This is a genomic window from Shewanella sediminis HAW-EB3 (genome assembly GCF_000018025.1).
Lineage (GTDB): Bacteria > Pseudomonadota > Gammaproteobacteria > Enterobacterales > Shewanellaceae > Shewanella > Shewanella sediminis.
Map to the genome: position 1 here is coordinate 4369882 of NC_009831.1, position 25256 is coordinate 4395137.

The 25256-nt window shown below is 46.6% G+C and carries 22 protein-coding genes; 12 read left to right on the top strand and 10 right to left on the bottom strand.

Going from position 1 to position 25256, the window contains the following annotated elements:
• Positions 1 to 3 precede the first annotated feature (3 nt).
• The 4 genes from SSED_RS18765 to SSED_RS18780 all read right to left on the bottom strand — a co-directional run bounded on the left by SSED_RS18765 (position 4) and on the right by SSED_RS18780 (position 7026).
• On the bottom strand, positions 4 to 1134 hold the full coding sequence (locus SSED_RS18765; protein WP_012143919.1) for an ABC transporter permease: 1131 nt from the start codon (positions 1132 to 1134) through the stop codon (positions 4 to 6).
• Positions 1131 to 2720: an ABC transporter ATP-binding protein gene (locus SSED_RS18770; RefSeq protein ID WP_012143920.1), complete on the bottom strand. Its 1590-nt coding sequence runs from the start codon at positions 2718 to 2720 to the stop codon at positions 1131 to 1133. The genes SSED_RS18765 and SSED_RS18770 overlap by 4 nt, the downstream gene beginning before the upstream one ends.
• A gap of 127 nt (positions 2721 to 2847) precedes the next feature.
• Positions 2848 to 3852, bottom strand: a complete 1005-nt coding sequence (locus SSED_RS18775) for a BMP family lipoprotein (protein WP_012143921.1) — start codon at positions 3850 to 3852, stop codon at positions 2848 to 2850.
• Positions 3853 to 4788: 936 nt separating this feature from the next.
• The gene (locus SSED_RS18780) at positions 4789 to 7026 is read right to left on the bottom strand and encodes an OmcA/MtrC family decaheme c-type cytochrome (protein WP_012143922.1); all 2238 of its coding nucleotides are present in this window, start codon (positions 7024 to 7026) and stop codon (positions 4789 to 4791) included.
• 410 nt (positions 7027 to 7436) lie between these two features.
• Here SSED_RS18780 and SSED_RS18785 point away from each other — a divergent pair, with 410 nt between their 5' ends.
• Positions 7437 to 8393: a LysR family transcriptional regulator gene (locus tag SSED_RS18785; protein WP_012143923.1), complete on the top strand. Its 957-nt coding sequence runs from the start codon at positions 7437 to 7439 to the stop codon at positions 8391 to 8393.
• Between the two features lie 16 nt (positions 8394 to 8409).
• Positions 8410 to 9360: a LysR family transcriptional regulator gene (locus SSED_RS18790; protein WP_012143924.1), complete on the top strand. Its 951-nt coding sequence runs from the start codon at positions 8410 to 8412 to the stop codon at positions 9358 to 9360.
• A 115-nt stretch (positions 9361 to 9475) separates the two neighbouring features.
• On the opposite strand, the gene SSED_RS18795 is transcribed toward SSED_RS18790, so the two are convergent.
• Entirely contained in the window at positions 9476 to 9703 is a 228-nt protein-coding gene (locus SSED_RS18795) for a hypothetical protein (protein ID WP_012143925.1), read from the bottom strand.
• Positions 9704 to 9980: 277 nt separating this feature from the next.
• Between SSED_RS18795 and SSED_RS18800 the strand changes: the two genes are divergently transcribed.
• Complete coding sequence (locus SSED_RS18800; RefSeq protein WP_012143926.1) at positions 9981 to 10520, top strand: redoxin domain-containing protein; 540 nt, start codon at positions 9981 to 9983, stop codon at positions 10518 to 10520.
• A gap of 65 nt (positions 10521 to 10585) precedes the next feature.
• Here SSED_RS18800 and SSED_RS18805 read toward each other — a convergent pair whose 3' ends face one another.
• Positions 10586 to 11386, bottom strand: coding sequence for a CLCA_X family protein (locus SSED_RS18805; protein ID WP_012143927.1), 801 nt, complete (start codon positions 11384 to 11386; stop codon positions 10586 to 10588).
• Positions 11387 to 11569: 183 nt separating this feature from the next.
• Entirely contained in the window at positions 11570 to 12394 is an 825-nt protein-coding gene (locus SSED_RS18810; RefSeq protein WP_012143928.1) for a substrate-binding periplasmic protein, read from the bottom strand.
• Between the two features lie 469 nt (positions 12395 to 12863).
• Here SSED_RS18810 and pyrC point away from each other — a divergent pair, with 469 nt between their 5' ends.
• Positions 12864 to 13898 (top strand): dihydroorotase, encoded by a 1035-nt coding sequence (pyrC, locus tag SSED_RS18815; RefSeq protein WP_012143929.1) that lies wholly within the window; start codon positions 12864 to 12866, stop codon positions 13896 to 13898.
• 102 nt (positions 13899 to 14000) lie between these two features.
• Here the strand turns inward: pyrC and SSED_RS18820 are convergent, their stop codons facing one another.
• Positions 14001 to 15122: a permease gene (locus tag SSED_RS18820; RefSeq protein WP_012143930.1), complete on the bottom strand. Its 1122-nt coding sequence runs from the start codon at positions 15120 to 15122 to the stop codon at positions 14001 to 14003.
• A 224-nt stretch (positions 15123 to 15346) separates the two neighbouring features.
• Here SSED_RS18820 and SSED_RS18825 point away from each other — a divergent pair, with 224 nt between their 5' ends.
• On the top strand, positions 15347 to 16777 hold the full coding sequence (locus tag SSED_RS18825) for a glutathione synthase (RefSeq protein ID WP_012143931.1): 1431 nt from the start codon (positions 15347 to 15349) through the stop codon (positions 16775 to 16777).
• 93 nt (positions 16778 to 16870) lie between these two features.
• On the opposite strand, the gene SSED_RS18830 is transcribed toward SSED_RS18825, so the two are convergent.
• Positions 16871 to 17179, bottom strand: coding sequence for an ArsR/SmtB family transcription factor (locus SSED_RS18830; RefSeq protein ID WP_012143932.1), 309 nt, complete (start codon positions 17177 to 17179; stop codon positions 16871 to 16873).
• Positions 17180 to 17357: 178 nt separating this feature from the next.
• Between SSED_RS18830 and SSED_RS18835 the strand changes: the two genes are divergently transcribed.
• Both SSED_RS18835 and ppiC read left to right on the top strand, forming a co-directional pair.
• On the top strand, positions 17358 to 18740 hold the full coding sequence (locus SSED_RS18835; protein ID WP_012143933.1) for a DUF3943 domain-containing protein: 1383 nt from the start codon (positions 17358 to 17360) through the stop codon (positions 18738 to 18740).
• A 100-nt stretch (positions 18741 to 18840) separates the two neighbouring features.
• Positions 18841 to 19119, top strand: coding sequence for a peptidylprolyl isomerase PpiC (ppiC, locus tag SSED_RS18840; protein ID WP_012143934.1), 279 nt, complete (start codon positions 18841 to 18843; stop codon positions 19117 to 19119).
• A gap of 205 nt (positions 19120 to 19324) precedes the next feature.
• Here ppiC and SSED_RS18845 read toward each other — a convergent pair whose 3' ends face one another.
• Entirely contained in the window at positions 19325 to 19561 is a 237-nt protein-coding gene (locus SSED_RS18845; RefSeq protein ID WP_150104449.1) for a hypothetical protein, read from the bottom strand.
• 491 nt (positions 19562 to 20052) lie between these two features.
• On the opposite strand from SSED_RS18845, the gene SSED_RS18850 reads away from it, so the two are divergent.
• The 5 genes from SSED_RS18850 (at position 20053) to SSED_RS18870 (ending at position 25210) form a co-directional block, all read left to right on the top strand.
• Entirely contained in the window at positions 20053 to 20442 is a 390-nt protein-coding gene (locus SSED_RS18850; RefSeq protein WP_012143936.1) for a VOC family protein, read from the top strand.
• 364 nt (positions 20443 to 20806) lie between these two features.
• Complete coding sequence (locus SSED_RS18855; RefSeq protein WP_012143937.1) at positions 20807 to 21733, top strand: NmrA family NAD(P)-binding protein; 927 nt, start codon at positions 20807 to 20809, stop codon at positions 21731 to 21733.
• Positions 21734 to 21876: 143 nt separating this feature from the next.
• Positions 21877 to 23277 carry a Na+/H+ antiporter NhaC family protein gene (locus tag SSED_RS18860; RefSeq protein WP_012143938.1) on the top strand — a complete coding sequence of 467 codons (1401 nt, stop codon included), beginning with the start codon at positions 21877 to 21879 and terminating at the stop codon, positions 23275 to 23277.
• Positions 23278 to 23386: 109 nt separating this feature from the next.
• Complete coding sequence (locus SSED_RS18865; protein ID WP_012143939.1) at positions 23387 to 24262, top strand: helix-turn-helix transcriptional regulator; 876 nt, start codon at positions 23387 to 23389, stop codon at positions 24260 to 24262.
• 84 nt (positions 24263 to 24346) lie between these two features.
• A complete protein-coding gene (locus SSED_RS18870) occupies positions 24347 to 25210 on the top strand; it encodes a nuclear transport factor 2 family protein (protein WP_041422308.1) in 864 nt (287 codons plus the stop codon).
• The last annotated feature ends 46 nt before the right edge of the window (positions 25211 to 25256 follow it).

Consider the following 25256-nt stretch of genomic DNA (forward strand, 5'->3'; position numbering starts at 1 on the left):
AACTTAGGCCTCCGCTTGTGCTTTGCCGAGGGACTTTTTCTTTCGATCCCATAACACAAAAATACGCTCGGTTGGCTTCACTAACATCAAGGCCAACGCACCACTGAACAGTACCACTAAGGCCTGCACAACCTGGATCATCTCACGGTCGATATTCGGGAAATCAAACGCCAACTCAGCCCCGCCCTGATACAGGATACCAAAGAGCAGACTCGCCAATATGATACCGACAGGATGGTTACGACCAATCAGACACACGGCAATACCGGTAAAACCATAACCAGCCACGAAGTCCAGCTTCAACTGCTGCCCATAACCTTGTACTTCGTTCAGGCCTAACATGCCTGAAAGCGCACCGGAGATCAGCATCACTATGATGACCAGTTTCTTATGGTTGATGCCGCCATACTCAGCAGCTGTAGGGCTTGAACCCATGGCTCTGATGGCATAGCCCCAACGCGTGCGCCAGAGTAATATCCAAACCAGGACACAACATGCCAGTGCGATAAAGAAACTCAGGTTCATCGGCGATTCAGAGAAAGACCAGCCGAACCAGGCAGCGATCTCATGGAACATTGGCATTATCGCTGATTGTTCAAACACCCGCGATACCGGTGCCATCTGACCATCTAGCTTAAGTACGTTCACCATCAGATAAACCATCAGCGCCGAGGCGATAAAGTTAAACATGATAGTAGTAATAACGATATGACTGCCACGATAGGCCTGCAGGTAGGCAGGTATCAGCGCCCACAGGGCACCAAATGCCATACTGGCAACCATAGTGATAGGCAACAGCGCCCAGAATGGCAAGGCATGATCTAAGCCCAAACAGGCGAGTCCCACACCTAAGCCACCGAGATAAGCCTGACCTTCGCCACCAATATTAAACAGACCGGCAGAGAAAGCGACCGCAACCGCTAAACCGGTAAAGATAAAGTTGGTCGCATAGTAGAGGGTATAACCAACGCCTTCCTGATAACCTAAGGCTCCCTTCACCATCACGACCGCCGCCTCGAGAGGATTAACATCCACGGCAACGAAAATAATGGCAGAAAATGCAAAGGCGAAGAAGATATTGACCAAGGGCAGTCCAATGATATTTATCCACGCCGGAATTTTGGAGTCGTTCACGATTGACCTCCGTTAGTCGTTTGTCCTGCATCCGACTCGCTAAGCTCATCGGGTAGTATGTTGGCCATCATCATTCCAAGAATTTTCTCGTTCGCCTGCTCGGCGCTCACTTCACCCACGATATTGCCATCGAACATCACGATGATCCTATCGGACAGGGCCATGATCTCATCGAGCTCCACCGATACAAGCAAGATACCCTGCCCCTGATCTCTCAGTTCGATGATACGTTTATGAATAAATTCGATGGCGCCGATGTCCACACCTCGGGTCGGCTGACCGATCAGCAGTACATCCGGATTTTTTTCAACCTCTCGTGCAATGATCAGCTTCTGCTGGTTACCACCGGAAAATAGTGAACTTCTTAGCTTAGGATCTTGCGGCCTTACGTCCCACTCCTCCATAAGACGTACACACTCTTGTGTAATCGCCTTAGGCTTATTCATCACCAGACCATTATAATCAGAGTGATTCTGATGCCCTAAGATGGCTGATTCTTCGGCGCTGAAGGCTTTAATCAGCCCCATGTCCAGTCTGTCTTCCGGCACGTGGCCCACACTGAGTTGGCGAACGCCGTCCGGCGAGCTGGGGTGCTCGGCAGAGATACGCGTGTCGCCGATGGTGATTGAACCGCTGGTCGGTGTGAGCAGGCCTGCAAGGGCGTTAATCAACTGAGACTGGCCATTACCGGATACTCCGGCAACACCGACAACCTCACCGGCCTTAATATCCATGTTGACCTTTTTGAGACGATCGACACCCATCTCATCTGTGTAGGTCAGATCTTGGGTGGACAGTACAACCTGAGCAGGTTTAGCCGCATTTTTATCGACTTTCAGGCGTACCTTTCGTCCCACCATAAGCTCGGCCAGCTCTTCCTTATTCGTCTCTGCCGTTTTTCTGTGCGCGACCATCGCCCCTTGGCGCATGATCGAAACGTTATCTGTGGCGGCCAGGATCTCTCTGAGTTTGTGGGTGATCAGTAAAATTGTGACGCCCTGCTCACGCAGCGCATCGAAAATATGAAACAGGTGATCAGTTTCCTGGGGAGTCAGTACGCCCGTAGGCTCATCAAGAATGAGGATCTTGGCGCCACGGTACAGGGCTTTTAATATCTCAACCCTCTGCTGCAGGCCTACCGGCAAGTCTTCAATTAAGGCATCGAGTGGCACCTCGAGCTGGTAATCTTTTGCTAACCGCTCTAACTCTGTGCGGGCATCATGGAGGCTGTGCTTGAGCAGAGGACCATTTTCGGCACCTAAAATCACATTTTCAAGAACGGTGAAGTTATCAACCAACATGAAGTGCTGGTGAACCATGCCGATACCGTGACTGATGGCCTCTTTCGAGTTGGCAAGCTTCTGAACCTCACCGCCAATCAGAATATCTCCGGCGTCTGCGGTATAAAACCCATAGATGATGTTCATCAGGGTCGATTTACCCGCCCCGTTTTCACCGATAATGCCATGAATGGTGCCGGGAGGAACTTGTAGATCAATATTTCGATTAGCATGCACTGCACCGAATCGCTTATCGATGCCACGCAGTTCGAGTGCAAAAGGTTTGTCGCTAGGGAGTGTAGACATAAATTATGTTTCTCTTTGCCGCCCCATGGGTACTTCTCAAAAAGCTCTCCGGCTTGAGGCAGGAGAGCGAACTTTCACTTTTACGTATGCGGGCACGAATAGTCAGTACCTACATACGTATTTAACATTAGTACTTACAGCTATTATCAGCCATGTAATCGTGAACCTTAATATCTCCGGCTACGATTTTAGCTGAAATTTCACCGATCTTAGTTTCCATTTCGGCAGTCACTAAATCACGGTTATGCTCATCGATCGTCCAGCCAACACCATTCTCTTTAAGACCACGGGCATCGATACCAGGAGTGAAAGTACCACCTTCGGCAGCCTTAAATACTTCAAATGTCGCCAAGCCTACACGCTTAACCATAGAGGTAAGCATTACGCCTGGATGTAGGTAGTTTTGGTTTGAATCAACACCGATAGCAAACTTGCCTTCATCTTTCGCGGCCTGATAAACACCAACACCGGTACCACCGGCAGCGGCGAAGACTACGTCGGCACCTTTAGTGAACTGACTCTTAGTCAACTCGGCGCCACGGGCAGGATCTGACCATGCAGCGTTAGTCGAACCCGTCATGTTTTGGAATACTTCAGTCTCTTTACTGATGTACTTAGCACCTTGCTCATAACCACAGGCAAACTTACGGATCAATGGAATATCCATGCCACCAACGAAGCCCACTTTGTGGCTCTCTGACTTCATAGCAGCCAATGCGCCGACAAGGAATGAACCTTCATGCTCTTTAAACACAAGAGACTTAACATTCGGCAGGTCAACAACAGCATCAATAATCACAAACTGACTATCAGGGTGCTTTTTAGCCACCTTTGTTAATGCTGAACCATACATGAAGCCAACAACAACGATTGGGTTGAAACCACGACGTGCAAGACGCTCAAGGCCTTGCTCACGCTGTGCATCGTTTGCAGGTACAAATTCACGTACATCAATCTTAGTTTGTTCGGTAAATTTAATTACGCCGTTCTGATAAACCGCCTGGCTGAAAGATTTATCAAACTTACCCGATGAATCATAGGCTACGGCAGGTTTAAAATCAGCAGCGTTTGCGACGAACGAGCATAGTGCTAAAGACACAGCTGTCGCAGTAGTTGTTAGGATTTTCTTCATGATTGTCCTCGTTGTAGGTATGTAAGTATGTATATAGATATGTATATGGGCAGTAACTTTATAATTTTCGATTCAGTATTTTTTTGCCCCTAAGCTCAGTTTGCTTTGTTGCAAAATTACTGGCTCAGATACTGACTTTGTACATTAACGAAGATAGAGCTTACAGCAGTGAAGTATAGAATGGCTAGGGCTAATTGTGCCTTAGTACCCATTCAAGCTAAGTATCCAGCATGATTAGCATTCATGTAATTTTAGAACGAAAAAGCAGGCTATTTACGGCTTAATAGAGGTGCCTGTCTGATATTATCCTAACTTTACCACTGACCAGTAATTAAACAGCAGCATAAACAGAGTACCTGTTCGTAATATGGGAAGGAGAAAAAAGTAGAATATGAAGATTAGACACATGTATAACCGCTAAACTAACAAACAAACAGTTAACACACCCACAACACCCACCCCGTACTCATCCGCGTTTGTTCTTAAATCGAGACAATCCACCTCAATGTAACAAAACAACATTTCAGCCAAGTTTTAGCTTAAATTGTACCGCTAAACGTCCATGGCTAGTGGATCCCCCCCTATTTTGCCCATTTAAATGCCCCGAAAAAGCATAAATATCCAATTTTATTATTTTGAAAAAATGAGATACAGATCCGGCCAGCTAGCTTCAAATAGCTTCTGAGAACTCATGACTGAACTTATGCCTTCCTTGAAACTGATGCTTTACTCTGCCCGAAGCACCACTCCTTATAGCTTTGGTTAACTGCAAACAGAAATCCATGTCATAAAAAAAGGCACCCTAAGGTGCCTTTGACTTTGCAGGAAAAACTTTTTACTTAAGCGCTTTACTTAAGCAATTCACTTTGGAGCTTTACTTCACAACAAAAGCTCCCGGAGTAAACGCAGGGATTGCTCCTTCCGGGAACTTAATCTTTATAGAGAATGACCGTGATGCTCCATGATCTTCTCTGGGCTGTGACAGGTTGCACAAGCTTCTTTAGCATCTTTAGCCATCTGCTTATCTGGGCCAAAGTATGCGCCATTGCTCTCGAAGTGGCTCATAGCTGCATCAGACAGGTACTTCTGATGACAACTCATACATGCAGCCGCATCAGGAGATGCGTACCAAGACAATACAGGGTTAACATCCGGGTCATTACCTTCGCTAGCGATAAAGCTAGGTACAGTATGAGCAGAGCCAGCGTTACGGCCTAATTCGAAGCCGTAGTCCTTACCACTCCAGCCATCGACTTCAGCATGACAAGTCATACAGTCAGTTTTCAGGATAGTACCGCTACCGCCATGGCCATTATCATGTCCTTCAGCCTTGTGTGCCTTATACATAAAGCTTGAAGACTTCATTTCGCCCCAAGGTACAGGCGCATAGCCGACTTCAACAGCACCCAACTTCTTATCATTAGTATGACAGGCGATACAGTTCACACCGTTAGCATCATGATATAGCTCTTGGCTATGACAACCCATGCAAGTAGCTTCATCGATGATAGAGCGACGCATCTCAGGACCGTAAGCACCCATCTGGTATACACGGTATGGTTCAGTCTGAACGTATGCAGGATATGCATCATCTGCAGTACAATCTGTACGTACGTTAGTTGCTTCTGTGAAACAGACTTTAACTAATGGCAGGATTTCTAAAGATCTGTCAGTTAGGATATCTGCAGGTACATCAGTGCGATATGTCTTGCTACCTTTCACTTTCTCAGTGGTAACATGGAACACTTTAGTTGTAGCATCGTAGGTAGTTGAACCATCACCCTTCAAGCTGAAACGTCTATGATCGTAGGTTGTTCCAACAGTCAGAACATCTGTTTCTGAAGAGATAAGCTGCTCAGGATAATCATCTTCGATATCCCAGCTCACAACCATGTATGGGTTGCTGTAGCCTTGCTTATATATCTCATCTTCAGAGACCAGTGCACCAGCACTGTCCATAACCTTAACGTCAAACTCGAGTAGACCGTCAACGTTTAAGACAACATTGCTAACTTCAACACTGTAGTCTTGTGCTGCATCATATGGCTTCTTGTGATCTGTATGAACCGCTGCACTGTGACAGTCAGTACAAGTCAGATCAGGGTTCTTATCCGACTTATGCTGCGCTGGCGAGTCAGTATGACAACCCGTACAAGCGTTAGCGTTAGCATTGGCCAGCCAGAGATCTTTATCCGCTAAGTTCTCATCTTCAACGTGACAAGCGGCACAGTCCATAAATGGCTTAGTTGGAAAGGCAGGGTAATCGAAGGCATGATCGCCGCCGTAACCAGCGATGGTGTATGGCATTTTAACCACATTACCTTCAGCATCTTTGCCTTCACGGTTTGGACCCATATGGATAGCGTGCACCATATGTCCAAGTTCAACAGAGACATCATTAGGATCGCTGACAACACCATTATGACAAGACTGACAGTTTTCCAGGTCCAGACGACGTCCACCGTGGGCCTTTAAGCTATCTGGCTGGTGACAGGTATAACAGGTTTCCAATGTAACCAGGTCACGGGTCGCTATACCCTCTTGTGCATTGGTCGAAGGGATCCAGTCATAGTGAGCATTTTCCGCCAGCTCATGACCCGAGTCATACTCGAACTGCATCTCAATGGCGATACGCTGAGTCAGGCCGGCATCAAACACGATACCTGCAACGTCTTCAGCGGTCGTTAGATTAGTGTTGAATGTATAGGTGTAGGTACCATCATCATGATCGACTAAACACTCGGGGCAATCATTTAATTTCTCAAAACCTTGCTCGAATGTCGTTCCTGCATCATTGGTCGTTTCGTTAAGCAGTGACATCCACTGTTTAAGCTCAGAACCTGTGTTAGTTTGCAGTTGAGCTAATGAGAAGCGGAAATCATGGAACTCATTCTCACCGGTCAGTCCAAATAGGCCGACCCCCTCTTTATTTGCCAGATCGAAATCGACGGTAATGATACCGTCTGCATAAGCGGCGTTAGTAATATTTGCAGTCGCTTCGGCGGCCATGTCGATATGAAGACCGGAAGTACCGGGCTTACCATTCTCGCCATTGTCACCATTTGAACCATCTGCACCGTTTTGCCCATCTTTGCCATCATCACCACAACCTGTGACCATCATTGCAGATGCAATTAATAGTGCGAGTGACGTTTTTCTTTTAGTTATAATCATTATATCTCCCTAATATGTAACCACCATGTGGTTCATACGAAATGCTAAAGATATTTCAAATGAATAAATTTGAAGCACATCACTTTGCCACACCGACCAAGCGCCAGCATGAAGCACCAGAAAATAGAGTCGCTACAGAATAGACCGCCAATAAACACAACCATTACAACACTTGGTATTAATAAAGTTATATTTAACAGATGTTCCAGCTAATATTCGATAAATGGAATTGCGAACAACGAATAATAGAAATGAGAGGCGCAGATATTATTAATAATTAATTCACTCTCAGGTTTAAGCTCACAAAAACTTAACCTTAATTACATTTCATTCATTTTCATGATATCGATCCTCGCATTGCCGCGTATTTATCTCTAAATTAGCGAGGTGTGTTTTATATAAATATAATAATGATGAGTAAGTTTAAGCAGAATAATCTCTTTGATATCCAGGTCTTTGTACTTCTTTATGAGTCATTAAATTCAACATTAGTGGGTCAGGCTCTGAATGTACCCGCCTCCAAGATAAGCCGAAGTTTGAAGGCATTACGCCACTCTCTCGATGCCCCTCTGTTCATCCGTAAACAGCACGGTTTCGAACGCAGCGAGTTTGCCGATGAGATCTATCCGTCGATGAAAAAAATCATCCAGATTGCGGAGAATTGTAGTCGTCTCAATATTGAATCGGATAATACCCATAAGAAAGAAATTGTTATCGCCTGCCCGCCACTACTTTCATCAAATCTGAGTCGTCTATTACAAGATAAGGCGACCGAACATCAGAAAAACTACCTTTTTAATATTAAACCCTGTACTGGTGATGTCGGCAGCTTGATAAAACAGAAAGAGATCGATCTGTCCATCACCCACAGAGCCTATAATACCGAGCAGCTGCAATCGGACTTTATCGCCGAGGGAGAATCGCTATTTCTTGTCGGTAACAAGAGCCACCCTATCTGGGAAACCACTAACCCCACGGCATTAGATAATATTCTCAAACAAGCCTATATCGTTGTCGACATGCCAGAGTTCAGTGATCCCAGAGATCCGTTAGAGTTCTACGCAAAAGATCAGGGAGTGGAGCTCAATATCGAGGCGAAGGTCAGTGGACTTGCCGATCTTGGCGCACTGCTGGAAACCAGCAACGGCATGGCTTTGCTAAGCTCTTTAAGCGCAATAAGCTTTCTTAATAAGAATAGTGATATTCGCTCGATGAGATTGTCCGCAGAGCAACAACTCCAACTTTGTCAGAGGAGCGGTCTTCCCCGCCATTATTTGACCAAAAGAAAGCAAAACCACCAGATCCCCAGCTGGTTACAGCTAGCAATAACGCAATTTATATACGACAACGTCGCATTAAAAGCCTGAAGAAGAGGAAAGATGAATGTCCATAGATAAGTTGCTGAATCTCAACTTACTAAGCATTGAAATATTTTGCCAAGTCTATCTGAAGCAGTCAGTGATTGATGTGGCCGATCATTTAGCACTGTCTCAACCTAAGGTCAGTCGCGAGCTAAATGCACTGAGAAAGGCATTTTCAGATCCACTTTTTATCAGGCAGAATAACCGTCTCGAAGCCACAGAGCTTGCTCACAACCTATACCCTCAGCTGCTGGAGATGCTTAAGGTAAGTACTCAGGCACAGAAATACTTAAACAATATTCACCACCAGCGCGAACCGAGTTTCACGATTGCCACAGTGCCACAACTTGAGATTAACTTACCTCAAACCATTCTTAAGGCGGCAGAGAAGAATAATGCCAAGATAGATGTCACCCTCTGTCCCTGGACAAAAACCAGCATAGAAGAGTTCCAAAATGGCGATCTCGATGCGGCTATCAGCTTCGAGCCAGCCGATAGAAAGGGAATATTGTCAAAGCCCATCATTCAACACAGAGGCGGGCACTTAATTGCACGTGAAGGGCACCCGATTTGGCACAACCCGGTTATCGATGAGATGATTAACTATCCGATAGTGAAGCTGATCACCATGCCCTTCCCCGCCAACAAATCACCATTGGTAAACTATGCCAAAAGGCAGGGGAAGAAATTAGAGGTATTTGCCACCGTCTCTGATCTGGGAAGTGCCGCCAATACCCTATTGAATTCAAATGCCATCATCATTGTGGGCGTCAGGGCTGCGGTTAACTTTTTGCAAAACATTAATGGACTTCACGCTGAGATACTGGATTACCAACAAGATAAAGACATACTAAAAAACTTCAGTTATCCAACGACCTACTTATGGTTAAAGCACAATCAGGAAGGTCAGGTCACCTCACCTCAATGGCTACAGCAAGCCCTGGAAAAATTCATTACCGAGGCTCATAGGTAAACGAGTTTCGAGGGTCGAGGGTCGAGGGTCGAGCAGAAAAAGATATAGGGGAAGAGAGGTTAATTGCGAGAAGTTTGTCCTCGGCACAAACCGGCCGAGGACGTTAAAGCCGGTATTACATCCCGTGACAGTCAGCACACTCTGTCATCGTCAGTGTTGCTTCATGAATTTCCATATCCACCTCATGTGCACTGCCCATATCGTGACAGTCATTACAGGTAGCCAGTGTCGCTTCCGCTTCTAAGTGCACAGTCAGATCGATTGTTTCATGGCAATCGGAGCAATCTGTCGCAGCGGCAGAACCAGCAAAAACAAGGGCAGTTAACAGAGTCAGGTATTTCATAAGTATTCCTTAAAGAATCGAAGATAAAATTATCTTTGCCAATTACTTACCATGTTAAGCATCATTATTAATTTAAACTTAATAAACTGAAAATTTCTGAATACTTGCTGAACAGATCGCCTCCCTCATATCAAAGCTGTGATCTAAGTCGTCAGGCCGTTTTTTTATAATTGGTTGATGATCAAATACCAGATTAACTTTTACCCCCAAAATATATGGTTAATGGACTAAAATTACATTGTAATCCTTACCATTCACCTTAAGGTGGAGAAAAAATATGAGTGTTTCAGTAAAGTTATCGGCAGGTTCAAACTTCCCTTCGATAAGGGCCAATACACTCGATGGCAATACGATCACATTAGGGCGAGCTTATCATGAGGCTATATGGCAATTGGTGGTGATCTACCGTGGGCAACATTGTCCTCTATGCACAAAATACCTAAACCAGTTAGAAGGCTATAAAACACGTTTACAAAAAATTGGCCTTGATATTGTTGCCATCTCGGCCGACTCCAAGGCTCAGCTTGAGGCACATAAAGAGAGACTAACGACTAGCTTCCCAATCGCTTACGGCCTGACTCAGGAGCAGATGCAACAACTCGGGCTATATATCTCTATTCCTCGCTCCGAACAGGAAACCGATCATGACTTTGCCGAACCCGGACTCTTCGTGGTTAATCGAGTAGGAGTCATTCAGGTCATCGATATCTCCAATAACCCCTTCTGTCGCCCGGAGCTAGAAGCCTTAGTCTCGGGTTTGGAGTGGATAAGCGATCCGGATAACGATTACCCGATCCGCGGCACACTTGCCTATTAATAAGTTGCATAAAAGCGGAGGCTTAGATTGACGTTATCTAATCCATAATCAATCTAAGCTTTCGATTATCCCCTTTTCTTCTTTTCCCCTTCTCGTCCTAAGGCTTCGCCCAGGGGTTCAAAATATGCGATCAGCGCCGTGAAGATTTGCTGACGATGCGCTAAGTCCGGATAACCACCGGAATCGGCCAGTGACGAACTCAAGGTCTCGGCGACGAGATAGGGATTACTTATCTCAGGCTGTGATTCGATGCATGCCTCAAAGGCGCGGGCCATCAGCTCGGTAGGTTTAGAAAAATATTGCCGTCCATACTGCTTATCTAATGCAACGGCCCGACTGACAAAGTCATGGCAGTCATTACCATCATCGCTGAGCATAGTTGTCGCAAATAGCTGCTCTAAACGCCGGTTCAATGGGTGTTGAATAGCACTCACATCCGCCAGCCAGCTACTGCTGGCAAAGGAGACCCCACGAGTTGAGGTGCTGAACGCTTTAGGCGCAATATAGTGATCGAAGGCGTGCCAAAACTCGTGAGCCAGAGCACCTGCTCCCGCGTTCTTTGCCAGCGCAAGCTCTCGGCCTACAGGCATATAATGAGCCTGCACGCCCTGTTGTCCACCGCTACCAAAAGCCAGGTTGAGAGTCTGTCTCAGCCCAAGGGCTTTAGGAGGCAGTTTAAGAATAAACGCCAGATCGGCCAGAGAGTCGAAGATCAAGTTGGCAGCCTTATTCTTCTCATCCTCCTCGACCCAACTACCGAGTCGAATATGATTCAGGCCAAAGGTTTCTTTAATATCATGAAAGGTCATCTGCTCACCGAAGCGATAATCAGGGCCATGACGTCTATATTCTCGATGTTTTAACACTCGTACTTCTTCGCTGACTAACTTGGATCTTAATGCCAGTCTGAGGCAAAGCTCCTCTGCTGACCAGTTTATTTCCCGTTAACCCCGTCACGTACTCTGAGATAGTGATTTTTTACCAGGCTATCGAGCAGCCTTTCGCACTTCACATGCTTGAAATTTAATGGCGCACTTAACTCATCCGAACTACTGATTAAGCCACCGCTTCAGAATAGCGTCATAACGGCCATCATTTTTCAATATGATCAACCGCCTCTCAAACTCTTCGCTAATCTGCTTCAGATCGGGATAATCGGAATTTTTTATAAACGGCATAGGATAACCTTTAGCGAAAACCGCCTGTTCATAGGCAACGACGCTGCCTTCCAGCTTATTGTTATTCACTAAATATTGCCCGGTAATTCGGTCTTCAAGGAAGAAGGTGACTCTTCCACGTCCCAGCATTTTTGCCGCATGACTCGGGCCCTTAACAATAAACAACTGCTTGTTGTACACGTCATGTTTTTTAAGGTTTGGAGAGTATGTTGTCGTACCGTCTTTGTAGGGGAAGGTTTTCCAAAAAACATCATCATAGGATGCCCCCCGCCAAACACCAACCTTACCACCGGATCTTGCCACCTCAGCATAGCTGCCGTTCGGGGCCAAAGCTTTATTCGCTTTTTGTACGAAGAAAGCAAATTCTGATCGCCACATATTTGTCTCCGGATAATAGAGATAGGGCTCCCTCGGCTTCTTTCTGGATGTGGTAAATGCCGCCTCACCCTCTCCATGTTCAATTTTATACCAAACCCTGGCCCACTTAAGATCGATCACCTCATACTCAAGCTCCATCTCATCGAAGATAATATCGATAATGTCGACGCAAATGCCCACAACCTCGCCCTGGCTGTCAGCAAAATGAAAAGGGGGACGATCGTGAGAAAGGATCCTTAAGGGTCTGCTTTCCGCAACGGCGAAATGAGGGAGGAGCAACAAAAGTGGCAACAGAAACTTAAAAAGTAGGCGCATCATAGGTATCCTTTGCTTATACCAATCGGTATAAAGATGTGATCGCTCAGCGAGAATTTAGCGCTTTCTAGGCAAGGCAACGAGTGAAGAACATAGTTATTCTACGTTTAAGCTCGTTAACACGGCATAGGAAGCGCTAAAACTCGCCTTTCAGGAGTATTTTTGGCTGCCTACTTCTGCGTTGAATGACTTCAGAAGGGAGCACCATTCCATCATCCATTCGCCTTGAGTTAGATTGCCAAAAAAACTCTGAGTAGATCACTTTCTTATATCGATTGGTATTCACCTCCAGTGTAGTTCAAAAACAATGGCCATACAGGAAGTGACTCATGCCTTAAATCCCCCCTTGGTCAGCATTATTGATTCACCACGAGATAGCTCAAACTCACCTATCAAAAAAAGCCGATTTCTGGCATAATATGGCGCAGAAATAAGCGAGTATATGCTTGTCGTAAACCCTTAGGAAACCCAAATGACGCAGATCACCCTACTTACCCCCGACGATTGGCACCTTCACTTCCGTGACGGTGATATGTTAAAAGAAACCGTGCCTGCCACGGCCAGACTCTTCCAACGTGCTATCGTCATGCCAAACCTATTGCCACCAGTGACCGATGCGAAAATGGTTATTGAGTACCGTGAGCGTATTTTGGCCGCGCGTCCAGAGGGCTCTGATTTCGAGCCTCTTATGACTCTCTTTTTAACCAATGACACCACTGAGCAGGACATCATAGATGCCAAAGCGGCGGGTGTTGTGGCGGCTAAGCTTTACCCTGCTGGCGCGACCACCAACTCAGACGCGGCGGTAAAAGCACTCGATGCACTCTTCCCTATTTTTGAAAAGATGGCCGAAGTGGGTATGTTACTTCTGGTTCACGGCGAAGTGACTGAGTCTCATATCGATATATTCGACCGCGAAGCCCTGTTTATCGAACGAAACCTAAGGCGTATCGTCGACGCTTTCCCAACTCTTAAAGTGGTATTCGAGCATATCACCACTAAAGAAGCGGCCGATTTTGTGATGTCTGCCTCTGACAATGTGGCTGCAACCATCACGCCTCAACATCTGCTACTTAACCGTAACGACCTCTTAGTTGGCGGCGTGCGCCCGCACAACTTCTGCCTGCCGGTTCTTAAGCGCAACATTCACCAGGAAGCACTGCGCGCAGCAATAGCAACCGGATCGAGTAAGTTCTTCTTAGGCACTGATTCGGCGCCTCACGAGAAGCATCGTAAAGAGTCTGCCTGTGGCTGCGCCGGTTGTTACAGTGCCTGGAGTGCACTGGAACTCTACGCACAAGTTTTCGATGACTTAGGTATCATCGACAAGCTTGAAGGCTTTGCCAGTATTCATGGCCCGGATTTCTATGGCCTGCCAAGAAACACCAGTACCGTCACTCTGGTCAAAGAGAAGTGGACGGTACCGAGCGAGATCATCTTGCCAAACGGTAACCCAATCGTGCCTTTCTTCGCCGGTGAAGAGGTAAGCTGGAAGGTTAAGAGTTAACTCCGATTTTGACTTGGTTTCAACTTATCTCTGGACGGGACAGTCAGATAATAGAAAGCCCGCATTAGCGGGCTTTTCTCTTCATGTACAGGCAAGCCTGAACTAGAACATATAGCTGTAGAGATAACCTGCGCCGATAGCCATACCCAAGATCACAGTAAGAAAAGCGGCGATCATCTGATTCTTAAAGATAGATTTAAGCAGAATCACTTCGGTCAGACTCGCTCCTGCGCTACCGATAATCAAGGCCATCACAGAACCTAACGCCATCCCCTTCTGCACTAAGGCTGCACTCAGTGGGATCACCGCTTCGGCTCGGATATAGAGTGGAATACCGATAATCGCTGCCACAGGGATCGCGTACCACATCCCCTCACCCGCATACTTAGCAATCAATTCTGTGGGGATAAAACCATAGATAAACGAACCTAAGGTGATACCTAACAGCAAGTATGGAAATACCTGCTTAAAATCTTTCCAGGTTGAGCGCCAGATCCGCAGCCATCTGCTCTCAGTACTTCCCGCCTTAGCGTCTGCAGTTCCACATGATGAGCCAGTGCCACAAGAGGAAACTGCCACTGCTGGTGCTGTGGTTGCTCCACAGCCACTCGCTTCCATTACTAATGCTGGAGCAGGTGCAGCGCCGCAGCTTGTCACAACTTGAGCATCAGACTTTGCCTGACTGTCGCAACAACCTGACTCACTGCTAGTTTCAGCTGCTGTATTAGTATCACCACATGTCGCTCCGCAACTTGATGCATCGGCAGCTTCATACGCCTCGGGGCGAACGTAACGCTCGAAGCCCAGTTTTTCCAGGACAAAACCGGCCGTAACAGCCACGACCAGGGCTATGGTGAAGTAGAACAGCGCCACCTTAATGCCGAAGGTCACCACAAACAAACCGATGATCACCGGATTGAGCAAGGGGCTGGAGAACAAAAACACCATCATGGGGCCAAAACCCGCCCTTGCTCTGAGCAAGCCTTTAAGGAACGGGATAGTCGAGCAGGAGCAAAATGGTGTGATTGCCCCCAGCAACGCCGCTATTACATAACCTTTGCCGTTGCGGGAACTCAAAATAGATTGAATTTTTTCCGGGGTTATAAACTCCTGCAGTACACCGACAAAGTAGCTGATGACAAGAAAGAGGATGATCAATTCGGTTGCCAGGAAGGCAAACATATCGGCGGCCTCACGGGCCATGGTTAAAATTTCAGGACTCATAATCGTATTTCCTACTCATTCATTAATTCGAGACGTTAATCTGTTTCAAAATTTCAATTCGAACCATTCAATTCGAACTTTTCATTTCGAGCTCTTTATTTCGAAAGTTGTCGAAATATTAATTGAATTAATTTTCCTGTCAACCTATAATTCCAGAAAAGTCGAAATAACTTTTATTGAAAACACAACGAATATGTCTATAAAACGAAGATAGAGATAACACTATGATAGATAGCAAGACTAAAGCAGCGACAGAAGACGCCATCGAATGGGCTATTTTACAAGGGCTTAGTTTAAAAACTGCACCAGACTCGGCAAGTCATGCCCCATTGAGTTTTACTCCCACCGCCATCGACAGAAAGCGATTTGAGGATCTCAAGACAAGTGTCCCTCTTCTCGGGAAAATGATCCATCGGGTCTCAGAAGATCATGCATTCTTGCTAAACGTCATAGAGCCCGTTGCTCACGGAGACCCTTTTTTTGCCGCCCTGTTGGCCATGCACCGTCAACTGAAAGAGACACCAAGGTTACCTCTACTCATAATGCGCAGCGACTTTATGGATGACGCAAAACACGGTCCAAAACTCATCGAGTTTAATGGCATAGCAGCAGGTATGGGTCCATTCGGTCAGCGTATTCATGAGTTACATAGTTACCTGAAAAAGCAGTGGCCAGAGAGATATGCCAACTGGTCGCACGCTGATGAAGGTGAGCTTATCGGCAACCCGGCCATAGAAAGGCTTGCCCTAGGTATTGCCAAGGCAACATTGCAGATTAAACGGGAATTTGACGATAAAGGTCCGGCGACATTCATGATGGTAGTGCAGAGCAACGAAGACAATGTGTTCGATCAACATCTATTAGAGTTGGCACTGCAAAATAAAGGGATAAGAACCGTAAGGCGTACCTTCCGTGAACTGCACGGACAACTCTCCGGTGGGCTAAAAAACCGCTTGCTGCTAGCCGACGTTGGCCCAATCGACTGTGTCTATCTACGGGCAGGCTATGACTATTGTGATTACGCTGCCAATGACATCATAGGCCAAGTTTGCTGTGAAGCCCTTACACAGACCCGCGTTTTTATCGAACAACACAGAGTCGCCGTTAATGCCACGGTCAGTCAGCAGCTGGCCACCAGCAAACGAGTTCAGATGCTGGTGACAGGCATGACTCCAGTCCAGTTATCACGATTTGGCTTAACTCTAGATGAAGCGAAAGCAGTCAAAGCTCTACTCGGTGAGATGTTAGCAGTCGATGAAAACAGCGCAGACTGGATGAGTAAACAACCGAGCGGAGACTGGGTACTCAAAAACCAGGGAGAGGGAGGAGGACACTGCATTTTTGATGAAAAAATACTGCCAACACTCCAAAGACTGAAACCAGAAGAGTATCAAGTGTGGTCGCTGATGAGACGCCTGCAACCAAAACCGAGATCAAACCCTGCTCTGCTGGTGAGAAAAGGCGAGCAGTCTGTTATCGATGATCTGATCAGTGAGATAGGCATGTTTACCGTACATATAGAGGGAAAACCCGCCACTGAAGAACAAGGCTATGCGGGTTATCTTATTCGCAGTAAATCTGCCACAACAACCGAAGGTGGCGTGCACTCAGGCATGGGAGTTTTAGACTCACTAGCCTATCTGGATAGGAACTAATACCAATCGTTATAAGAAAGTTTTCAAGCATCAATAAGAGTATTGAGGTCTAACCATGGTCATTAACACTCTAAAGGCCAACAGCTGGACACATTACTCCTCTTGCGTGCAGCACTGCTCATCGATGCAACACTCATCCTGCAGGAAGCCAATCACGCCCTCGAGCTTATCGAACTCGGCAACACAATAGAGGGTTCTCCCCTCACGACGCTGAGAGATGAGTCCGGCAGAAACCAGACTCGAGATATGGTGTGACAAGGTTGAGCCAGGGATCTTGAGCTGCTCTTGCAAGCTGCCTACTGCAAGGCCCTGAAAACCCGCGCGGACCACTCGCTTATAGATGGTTAATCGAGTCGTATGACCCAACTCCTTCAACGCCTTCGCAACCACTTCAATATCCATCACGCCATCTGCCCGTATCTAAATATAACTATATTTCGATATTAACAGAAATATGATTTTATGCCAATATTGACTCTCATTTTCCAAAAATCATTTAAGTAACTAAACTCATAGAGAATAGTGACTCAAGAGCTCACTACTGCTGCACCGTTCTGCACTCAACAGATGAGAGGGTTTAATGAAATATTGCGCTATCTCTTACTACAGATCTATCTCCCTGGCGGTTGCTCTGGTGGCTTCAAGCGGTCTTGGTCTTGCACATGCAGCTGAGCAGAGCGATGAAACTACCGAGATTTATCGGCCAGCAATCACCAACAGCAGCTGGGAAGATACAATCAGAGCTCCCTCGGTATACGATCAGCCTTTTAAGGTCTCTCTGTTCAGTGCGATACACGGGGAAGACAGTGCACGACTGTGGTCTCAAACAAAATCCGTAGCTGCTTACGGCGTGGGCTTCGCCGGTTTTCTTGCCCTGCTCCCCTCCTCTATCACCAACTGGGATAAGAGTGGTGAGAAGTTACACAAAAAATGGTGGGACAATGTAAGCAGCGGCCCGGTATGGGACAGAGACAATTTTGCCATCAACTACATAGGTCATCCCTACTTTGGCGGCGTCTATTACCAGGCCGCAAGAAAATCAGGTTATCGCCAGTGGGATGCCTTTATGTACTCCTTTATGATGTCGACCTTTTATTGGGAGTATGGTGTCGAAGCCTTTGCCGAAGTGCCATCGATTCAGGATCTGGTCGTGACCCCGGTACTTGGCTGGGTTTATGGAGAATGGGCCTTCAATAAGGAGCGGGAGATCCGCCAACGCGGAGGAACAGTATGGGGATCTGAGGGGTGGGGAGATACGGCACTGTTTTTCTTAGACCCAATCGACTCACTGGGACGAGGAGTCAACACCCTGTTTGGTGACGATGTTGTCAAAGCCGGTACAGGTTATCTCTCAATGACAGAGGTACCTCTGGATAATGGCCGCATCGATAAACAGGTGCAATTTCAGGTGCAATACGCCATAGGTGCGGGTAAAGCCAACGAAAGCGTCAGTCGTCACCAGAGCGCTAACAACAAGGCCGGCTCAGTCGAAGACCCGGTCGATTTTGGCATTGTAGGAATATCTATTGGCAGCAGTTATATGTCACCGGGAGAGGTGTGGAACCTTGAGAGTGGCTGGGCACCCAGTGCCAGCGTGGGGCTCTATTTTACCCGCAGTTTTTCGACCAGGTTAAGCTACGCCCGCGGAAAGCTAACCGACAAGCGAACGGGACAAAGCACCACTTTCGAAAACTACAGCTTTGACGGCCAGTACTACTTCAACGGCCAAAATACACTGAGACCCTACCTGACACTCGGTATAGGCGAATCATTGATAGAGTTAGATAAGGAGAAGAAAGCCTTTCAGGTCAACGGGGGTGCGGGCCTGCACTACCGCCTGTCTCCCAACTGGGCACTGCAACTGGACTGGCGTCATTTCTATAGCGCTAAATTATCCAGTTGGGACAACCTGACCGTAGGACAGCTGGTCTATCGATTCGGTCAGGGAGAAAGCTGGTTATGAGTCGGTAGTATTACTCGCCCATAAACGAGTATAATTCACCTAACGAGTCTGACTGACTACATGAGTCAGTTTATTGAATACACGATGAGAGTTAAGAGAGATGGCAAGAACCGCTGCTGCACTGCACATATTAGTCAAACATAAAGAGCTCGCCGAAGATATTATCAAGCAGCTGAATAAAGGCGCTAAGTTTGACGTGCTGGCCAAGAAGCACTCCACCTGCCCATCGGGTAAGAAGGGCGGTAGCTTAGGTGAATTCAAGAAGGGGCAGATGGTGCCGCCGTTCGATAAGGTCTGCTTCACCGGCGAACTGATCACCCCACACCTTGTGAAAACAAAGTTTGGCTGGCATGTGATTAAGATTCTATATCGTACTTAAGGTTCGAGCTACGAGGTTCTAGGTTCGAGCTACAGGCGTTATCGCACGAGTGACATATTCTCCATATAGGAGCGGCTTTAGCCGCGAATGTTTTGGGGCTACGAGAACGGGCTACGAGGTTCGAGTCCGACCTTAGGCCTTCGAGAACAAGCAGTTTCCTTTCCTCACAGGGAACTTGTTCCCGCTCTCGTAACTCGTAGCGAGCCTATTTAACCTTTTTTGTATTCTTCACGCACTCTTTTTCATCCTTAGCATGCCCATTGGCCACTCCACACGCATCTGCATACCACTGCACCCTAACGCCTCTTACCGCAGTATGCTGCGGGCCGGCACGACCATTCCAACTCGACTCAAGTTGAGCCTTAGTGATGGAATTAAAGCCGCCAAAACCTTGCCCGCCGCCTCTGGCCGAGACATAAGTACTGGTCAAGGCAATTAACACACCAACCAATAGGCACTTTTTGCTTATAAAATGTTTATTTATAAGAGGTTTGTTTGTAAGAGAGCTCATGAGAATGTTCATTATTGTATCCTTAGATCATTGACGCCATAAGAGGACGCCCGCTCTGCGAAAGCCGATACTCGCCAGCCTTCTGTGCCCACCGCCCAAATGGGATATAGGCACGCCCTATCACAGGTAACCGATTGCACAGTTGTCACCTGGTTTGGGGGTTGGCTGTACTACTGGTTACAGTTAAATAGAAAGAGCGGTGGTTAGGTTTATTACGTTTAGTTTCATTCCATTTGTAACAAAAAGAGTTCAAGCCGACATCGATTGGCAAGTGTTCTCCTGCTTTAAAAGCCAGCAAACATTCGATTAATTAGAATAAAACCATCGGATTTTTTTACTTTTTCACACTATTAACTACCGATAAAATCCCTTTCGCTGAGATCCTCAGCACTGATGAATTCACAGAATGAAAAGGCGTTAACATGATTTTCAAGAGAGTCGACCACGTAGAAATTGTTCCCCAAGACCCCCACGTCACCATAGGTTTCTTCGTTAATATTCTGGGTTTCAAGATTAAGAGTCGAACGAAAGTAGATTTGCCACCCATGCAGGAGGTCATTTTTCTTGAGTTGGGCGACACTGTCGTTGAAATAATCTCTATCCTGGCTCCTGGACAAAAATTGGAGGCGGCTTGGCAGGTTGGTTATCGCGCCATAGCGCTTGAGGTTGACGATATGACGAAGGCGGTCAACTACCTCAAGGCTAAAGGTATACCGCTAGCCGTCGAGCCTGTCGATCTGGGCGGCTCCTATCGCGCAGAGATAAGAGATCCTGATGGACTGATTATCGAACTCAGGCAGTGGAAACGGTAGCTCCCACGAATCGCAGTACGGGAAGCAATAGACATTCGGCCCCATCCTGAATGTGGCAGGCTTCCCTCCCTACTCTTCCATTCAGCGTTTTGGCTCCCAAAGCCACCTCTGGCAATTTAATCACCTTAATATCTTCAAGCCCGAATAGGGGTATCCGACATAGCAATGTGGGCGATAAAAGTTCATTAATAGGATTTAGGTTCGATATTAACCATTTTTAGTCTAACTCTGACCATGTAATGCCACTCTGGGTTGATTAACATTAGAGTCAGGAAAAAGCTGAGTATGATTCGAACACTTGTTACCGCTTCAATACTCCTCCCCATTATCAAATGTCATCCTGCTAAGCCGAAAGGAGCTTTATATGAATAAAAAACATGTTGCCGTCATAGGTGCTGCAGGCCAAGTTGGTACGCCACTGACTAAAGGCTTACTCTCACTAGGGCACCAAGTTACCATCATATTTCGAGCTCACAACGCACAAAATGATGCCAAGTTAACAGAGTTCGAAACTCTGGGCGCGACACTCGTCGAGTGTCCGGATATGAAAAATGTCAATGCACTGGCAAAGGCACTGAGAGGTGTGGATACCTTTGTCGCCAGCGTGCCCGGCTCGAAGGAGATCATTCGGGAGTTTGAACCTCTCTGGCTTGAGGCAGCGGTAAAAGCCGGCGTGAAACGATTTGTTCCTACCGAGTTTGGCGCTCATACCCAGGCGCTGGAGATGGGAGATGGTGAGATCTTCGATCAGAAGAAGCGTTTTCACGATCAATTGATGAACTCAAGCTTAGACTGGACCCTTTTTTACAATGGCGGCATCTTCGATTACTTTCTGCCAAATTTAAGGTTCTTCAGCAAGATAACCACATTCGGAGACCTGAATATTCCTATCTACACGCACGATATCGAAGATATTGGGTACCTCGCCGCCATGGCCGTGACCGACGACCGTACCGTAAACAGATGTGTTCAGCTCGACTATAATGCATTGACTCAAAACGAGATGTTAACCCAGATCAAACAAAACTGGCCAGACACTCCGTTTGAATATGAGCACTTCTCCACTGAGTACATCATCGAGCAGAAAGAGAGCTCGGGTGACGAGATAACGGCTAAGAAAGGATCCGAAACCGATAAGGAGCGTTGGGGGATCAACTATGTCATCTATGTCATCGATAAGCTTGCCGCATTCACAGACCAGACTCTACGTGCCAGTGAGATCTATCCAGACTACGTATGTAAACGTCCGCAAGATGCGTTAAAGGATGAAAAATTTATCTTCGAAGGTTAATAGTTAATGATTGAGATAATCTCCGGTTTGTCTCTTTTATCATGGTAGAAATTTTCAAACAGAGGTTGCCGTTGAATGTCATCAGCTTATTACTCAGCCTTTAAATATCAAACACACCTTGAGTGATAAAACTGGCTCCCTCTATGAATACTTGGCTTACCTTACTCCCTCCCTGTATCGCGATATTACTCGCCATTACCACAAGACAGGTCTATGTGGCCATTTTTGCCGGTATCATGGCAGGCTCAATCCTGCTGTCGCAAAATTTTTTACTCGGTGTAGCAAACAGTTTTAACGCCATAGCCGATACGTTTCAATCATCAAGCTCAGTGAAGAGCCTGATCTTTATCCTGATAATTGGCGCCATCATCAATGTCATGAGGCAATCAGGCGGTATCGATGCCCTTATCTATCAAGTCTCCCACAAATACCACCTGGTAAACTCCAAGCCCAGGGCTCAACTTGTCACCTTCGCTTTTGGATTCTTGATGTGTCTGGAAGGAGTGGGCTCTATGATGTTAGTGGGTCTCATCGGGCGACCACTATTCAATAAATTTAATATCTCCCGTGAAAAGCTGGCATTTGTGGCCAATAGCACCGGAGCTCCCTTGGCCTGGCTAATGCCCTTCAGTGGCGCAGGTGTTTTTCTTATCAGCTTAATCGGTGCTCAGGTGGAAAACGGCACCTTAACCGATAAGCCTATTACCTATATCTTTGCGGCATTACCTTACCAAGTCTACTGCATAGCAATACTGGCCTTAGTGCCGATATTGGCATATAAGAAATCCGATTTCACAGCCACTGACTTGAGCGACGCAAAAAAGACCGATTCAGCTTCTAACTCTCTGTCCGATAATCAGTCCACCGATCAGTCTGCTCATCAACCAAGTACTGGAATATGGGCAATGTTACTGCCTATTGTCATCTTGCTGGGCTCAATTTTTGTCATCAGTTTCGTAACGGGTAAGGGCAATATTCTGGCGGGTGATATCAGTTCGGCAATCTATTGGAGCGGCTTTATCTCTCTTATCGGCACGGGCATCTATTTTCGTCTCTGTAAGGTTAAGATGGACCAATACATTCAATGGTGTATACATGGGATGAAGCAGACACTACCCGCGGTTATCATTCTGGTTTTGGCCTTTTCATTGAGTAATATTACCGGGCAACTCGGAACCGGAAAATACATAGCCGGCTTTGTCTCCGGCGAGTTACCTTTATGGCTGGTTCCTGCATCCATCTTTATTATCTGTATCTTAATCTCATTTTCTACCGGCAGCTCCGGTGCCACCGTGAGCATAATGACGCCGATCATTATTCCCCTAGCCGTGGGTGTCGATATCTCTGTACCCGTAGCGATAGCGGCGGTGATCTCCGGCGCGGTGTTTGGCGATCAAAGCTCACCCATTTCAGACTCGGTCATAGTGGCGTCAACGGCTGCCGATTGTCCGCCACAGCGGCACTTTGTGACTCAGTTACCCTATACTTTGGCTGTGGCACTGCTTTCACTCACGTTTTACCTTATCGTCGGCTTTAACACTTAACTAAGATATTGCTCAGGCTACAACCTTTGTAGGCAGCACCAGAGACTGAACATAAGAAAAGCATTAACTGCCAAGATAATCAGCATGTTACAGGAGTCGTTGTTTCGAAATGAAGATCCCAGAAGTTAGCTTTAACCATAGGAAAACGGACAACCGCGAAATTGAGGTCATCGACTTAGAGGAGCTCTATGAGCGGGAGCATAACTACTCTCATCACCCCGGAGTGCCTCACAGAATACACTTCAACAATTTGATCTACATCGAAGAGGGTGAAGGTACCCACCTGATCGATTTTGTTAATTACCCCTACCAGTCCGGTGCATTTATCTTCGTTCAAAAAAATCAGGTTCATGCGTTCGATTTTAAGAATAAGCCGAAAGGGAAACTACTGATATTCACCCAGGCATTCATTAATCAGGCATTGATGAATATGAGGCTATCAGATTTCACACCGACACATTTAGCTTACTCTTATCAGCCTGTTTTCTTCCCCGACCCGGAGGTCATGAGCAGTAGTGAAAAAATACTGAGTGAAATCAATAAAGAGCTGGTTCACCCTCAATCAAACCCGTTAATAGTCATGTTCCTCTTCTCTTCACTATCCTTGATGTTGCACCGGGTGATGCCTGAAAACCAACATGACAGATTAAACAAAGAGCAGCAGACTAAGTTCACTCGCTTTGTCGAGTTACTCGAACAAAACTTCCAACGCACACGAGATGCTATCTACTACGCAGATATGCTACATACAACTTATAAGACCCTGAATCAGATCTGCAAGATGGCCACCAGCCAGACAGCGAAACAGCTCATCGACGCCCATACTATATTGGAAGCCAAAAGACGCTTGATTCTGGATGGTTTGCCCACTCAACAGCTTGCCTATGAGTTCGGCTTCGAAGACGCCAGTAATTTCGTGAAGTACTTCAAGAAACATACCCTGCTCACCCCTTCTCGCTTTCAGAAACAGTTTAAAAGTTCGTAATTGACCATTTTCAGGCCAGCTCTGACCATGTAAGCCATGCCCACTTTCATCATAATTACCTCACACCAACGAGAGGTAATTATGATGAAGAAAAGTATTTCTGCGGCATTGGCCACGACGGTTCTGGTATGCGCGGCGTGCTCCAGTCCGGTTTCAGTTGAGGAGAAGACCATTAGCCTATCTAACAAAGGCAAGGCCGTGGCCCTGCTCAACAGCATAGAAACCGGTGACAGAGGAGCCGTGGCTTATGTCAATCCAGACAAGTACACCCAACATAACCTGGCTGTTGCCGATGGCTTAGCGGGTTTTGGGGCACTGCTCCAGGCACTTCCGAAAGGTAGCGCCAAGGTAGATATTAAACGCGCCTTTCAGGATGGCGACTATGTATTTACCCATACCGACTATAATTTCTTTGGACCTAAGGTGGGATTCGACCTATTCCGTTTCGAAGACGGGTTAATCGTAGAGCATTGGGACAACCTGGCAGAAAAAGCCGCACCGAATCCAAGCGGTCGCACTCAGATCGACGGTCCGACGACTGTGATCGATTCAGATAAAACAGAGCAAAATAAAGCATTAGTTGCAGACTTCGTCGACACGATTTTGGTAAATGGAGACTTTGCTCAGCTTGGACGTTTTATCGATAAGGGTGATGCAAACTATCTTCAACACAATACCGGCATTGCCGATGGGCTAAATGGTCTTGGTAAGGCACTGGAAGAGATGGCTAAACAGGGCATCAAGATGGTCTATACGAAAAATCATATCGTGTTGGGTGAGGGAAACTTCGTACTCAGCATTAGTGAGGGTAGCTTCGGTGGCGAACACGTCTCTTTCTACGACCTGTTCCGTGTTGAAAATGACAAGCTCGTCGAGCACTGGGACATCATAGAACCGATCCCAACCAAAGACAGATGGAAGAACAATAACGGCAAATTTGGGTTTTAAAGACACTGCAAAATGATCTTATTATCAACCTGATACAAGGCACAAA

Bases quoted from the DNA above. Each gene is read 5' to 3' on its own strand.
- SSED_RS18830 (WP_012143932.1), bottom strand. From the start codon at position 17,179: ATGGATATTGAAGTGGTTGCGAAGGCGTTGAAGGAGTTGGGTCATACG.
- SSED_RS18825 (WP_012143931.1), top strand. From the start codon at position 15,347: ATGATAGATAGCAAGACTAAAGCAGCGACAGAAGACGCCATCGAATGG.
- SSED_RS18800 (WP_012143926.1), top strand. From the start codon at position 9,981: ATGAGTGTTTCAGTAAAGTTATCGGCAGGTTCAAACTTCCCTTCGATA.
- SSED_RS18810 (WP_012143928.1), bottom strand. From the start codon at position 12,394: ATGATGCGCCTACTTTTTAAGTTTCTGTTGCCACTTTTGTTGCTCCTC.
- SSED_RS18780 (WP_012143922.1), bottom strand. From the start codon at position 7,026: ATGATTATAACTAAAAGAAAAACGTCACTCGCACTATTAATTGCATCT.
- SSED_RS18850 (WP_012143936.1), top strand. From the start codon at position 20,053: ATGATTTTCAAGAGAGTCGACCACGTAGAAATTGTTCCCCAAGACCCC.
- SSED_RS18790 (WP_012143924.1), top strand. From the start codon at position 8,410: ATGTCCATAGATAAGTTGCTGAATCTCAACTTACTAAGCATTGAAATA.
- SSED_RS18770 (WP_012143920.1), bottom strand. From the start codon at position 2,720: ATGTCTACACTCCCTAGCGACAAACCTTTTGCACTCGAACTGCGTGGC.
- pyrC (WP_012143929.1), top strand. From the start codon at position 12,864: ATGACGCAGATCACCCTACTTACCCCCGACGATTGGCACCTTCACTTC.
- ppiC (WP_012143934.1), top strand. From the start codon at position 18,841: ATGGCAAGAACCGCTGCTGCACTGCACATATTAGTCAAACATAAAGAG.
- SSED_RS18870 (WP_041422308.1), top strand. From the start codon at position 24,347: ATGAAGAAAAGTATTTCTGCGGCATTGGCCACGACGGTTCTGGTATGC.
- SSED_RS18865 (WP_012143939.1), top strand. From the start codon at position 23,387: ATGAAGATCCCAGAAGTTAGCTTTAACCATAGGAAAACGGACAACCGC.
- SSED_RS18775 (WP_012143921.1), bottom strand. From the start codon at position 3,852: ATGAAGAAAATCCTAACAACTACTGCGACAGCTGTGTCTTTAGCACTA.
- SSED_RS18835 (WP_012143933.1), top strand. From the start codon at position 17,358: ATGAAATATTGCGCTATCTCTTACTACAGATCTATCTCCCTGGCGGTT.
- SSED_RS18860 (WP_012143938.1), top strand. From the start codon at position 21,877: ATGAATACTTGGCTTACCTTACTCCCTCCCTGTATCGCGATATTACTC.
- SSED_RS18795 (WP_012143925.1), bottom strand. From the start codon at position 9,703: ATGAAATACCTGACTCTGTTAACTGCCCTTGTTTTTGCTGGTTCTGCC.
- SSED_RS18855 (WP_012143937.1), top strand. From the start codon at position 20,807: ATGAATAAAAAACATGTTGCCGTCATAGGTGCTGCAGGCCAAGTTGGT.
- SSED_RS18820 (WP_012143930.1), bottom strand. From the start codon at position 15,122: ATGAGTCCTGAAATTTTAACCATGGCCCGTGAGGCCGCCGATATGTTT.
- SSED_RS18785 (WP_012143923.1), top strand. From the start codon at position 7,437: ATGATGAGTAAGTTTAAGCAGAATAATCTCTTTGATATCCAGGTCTTT.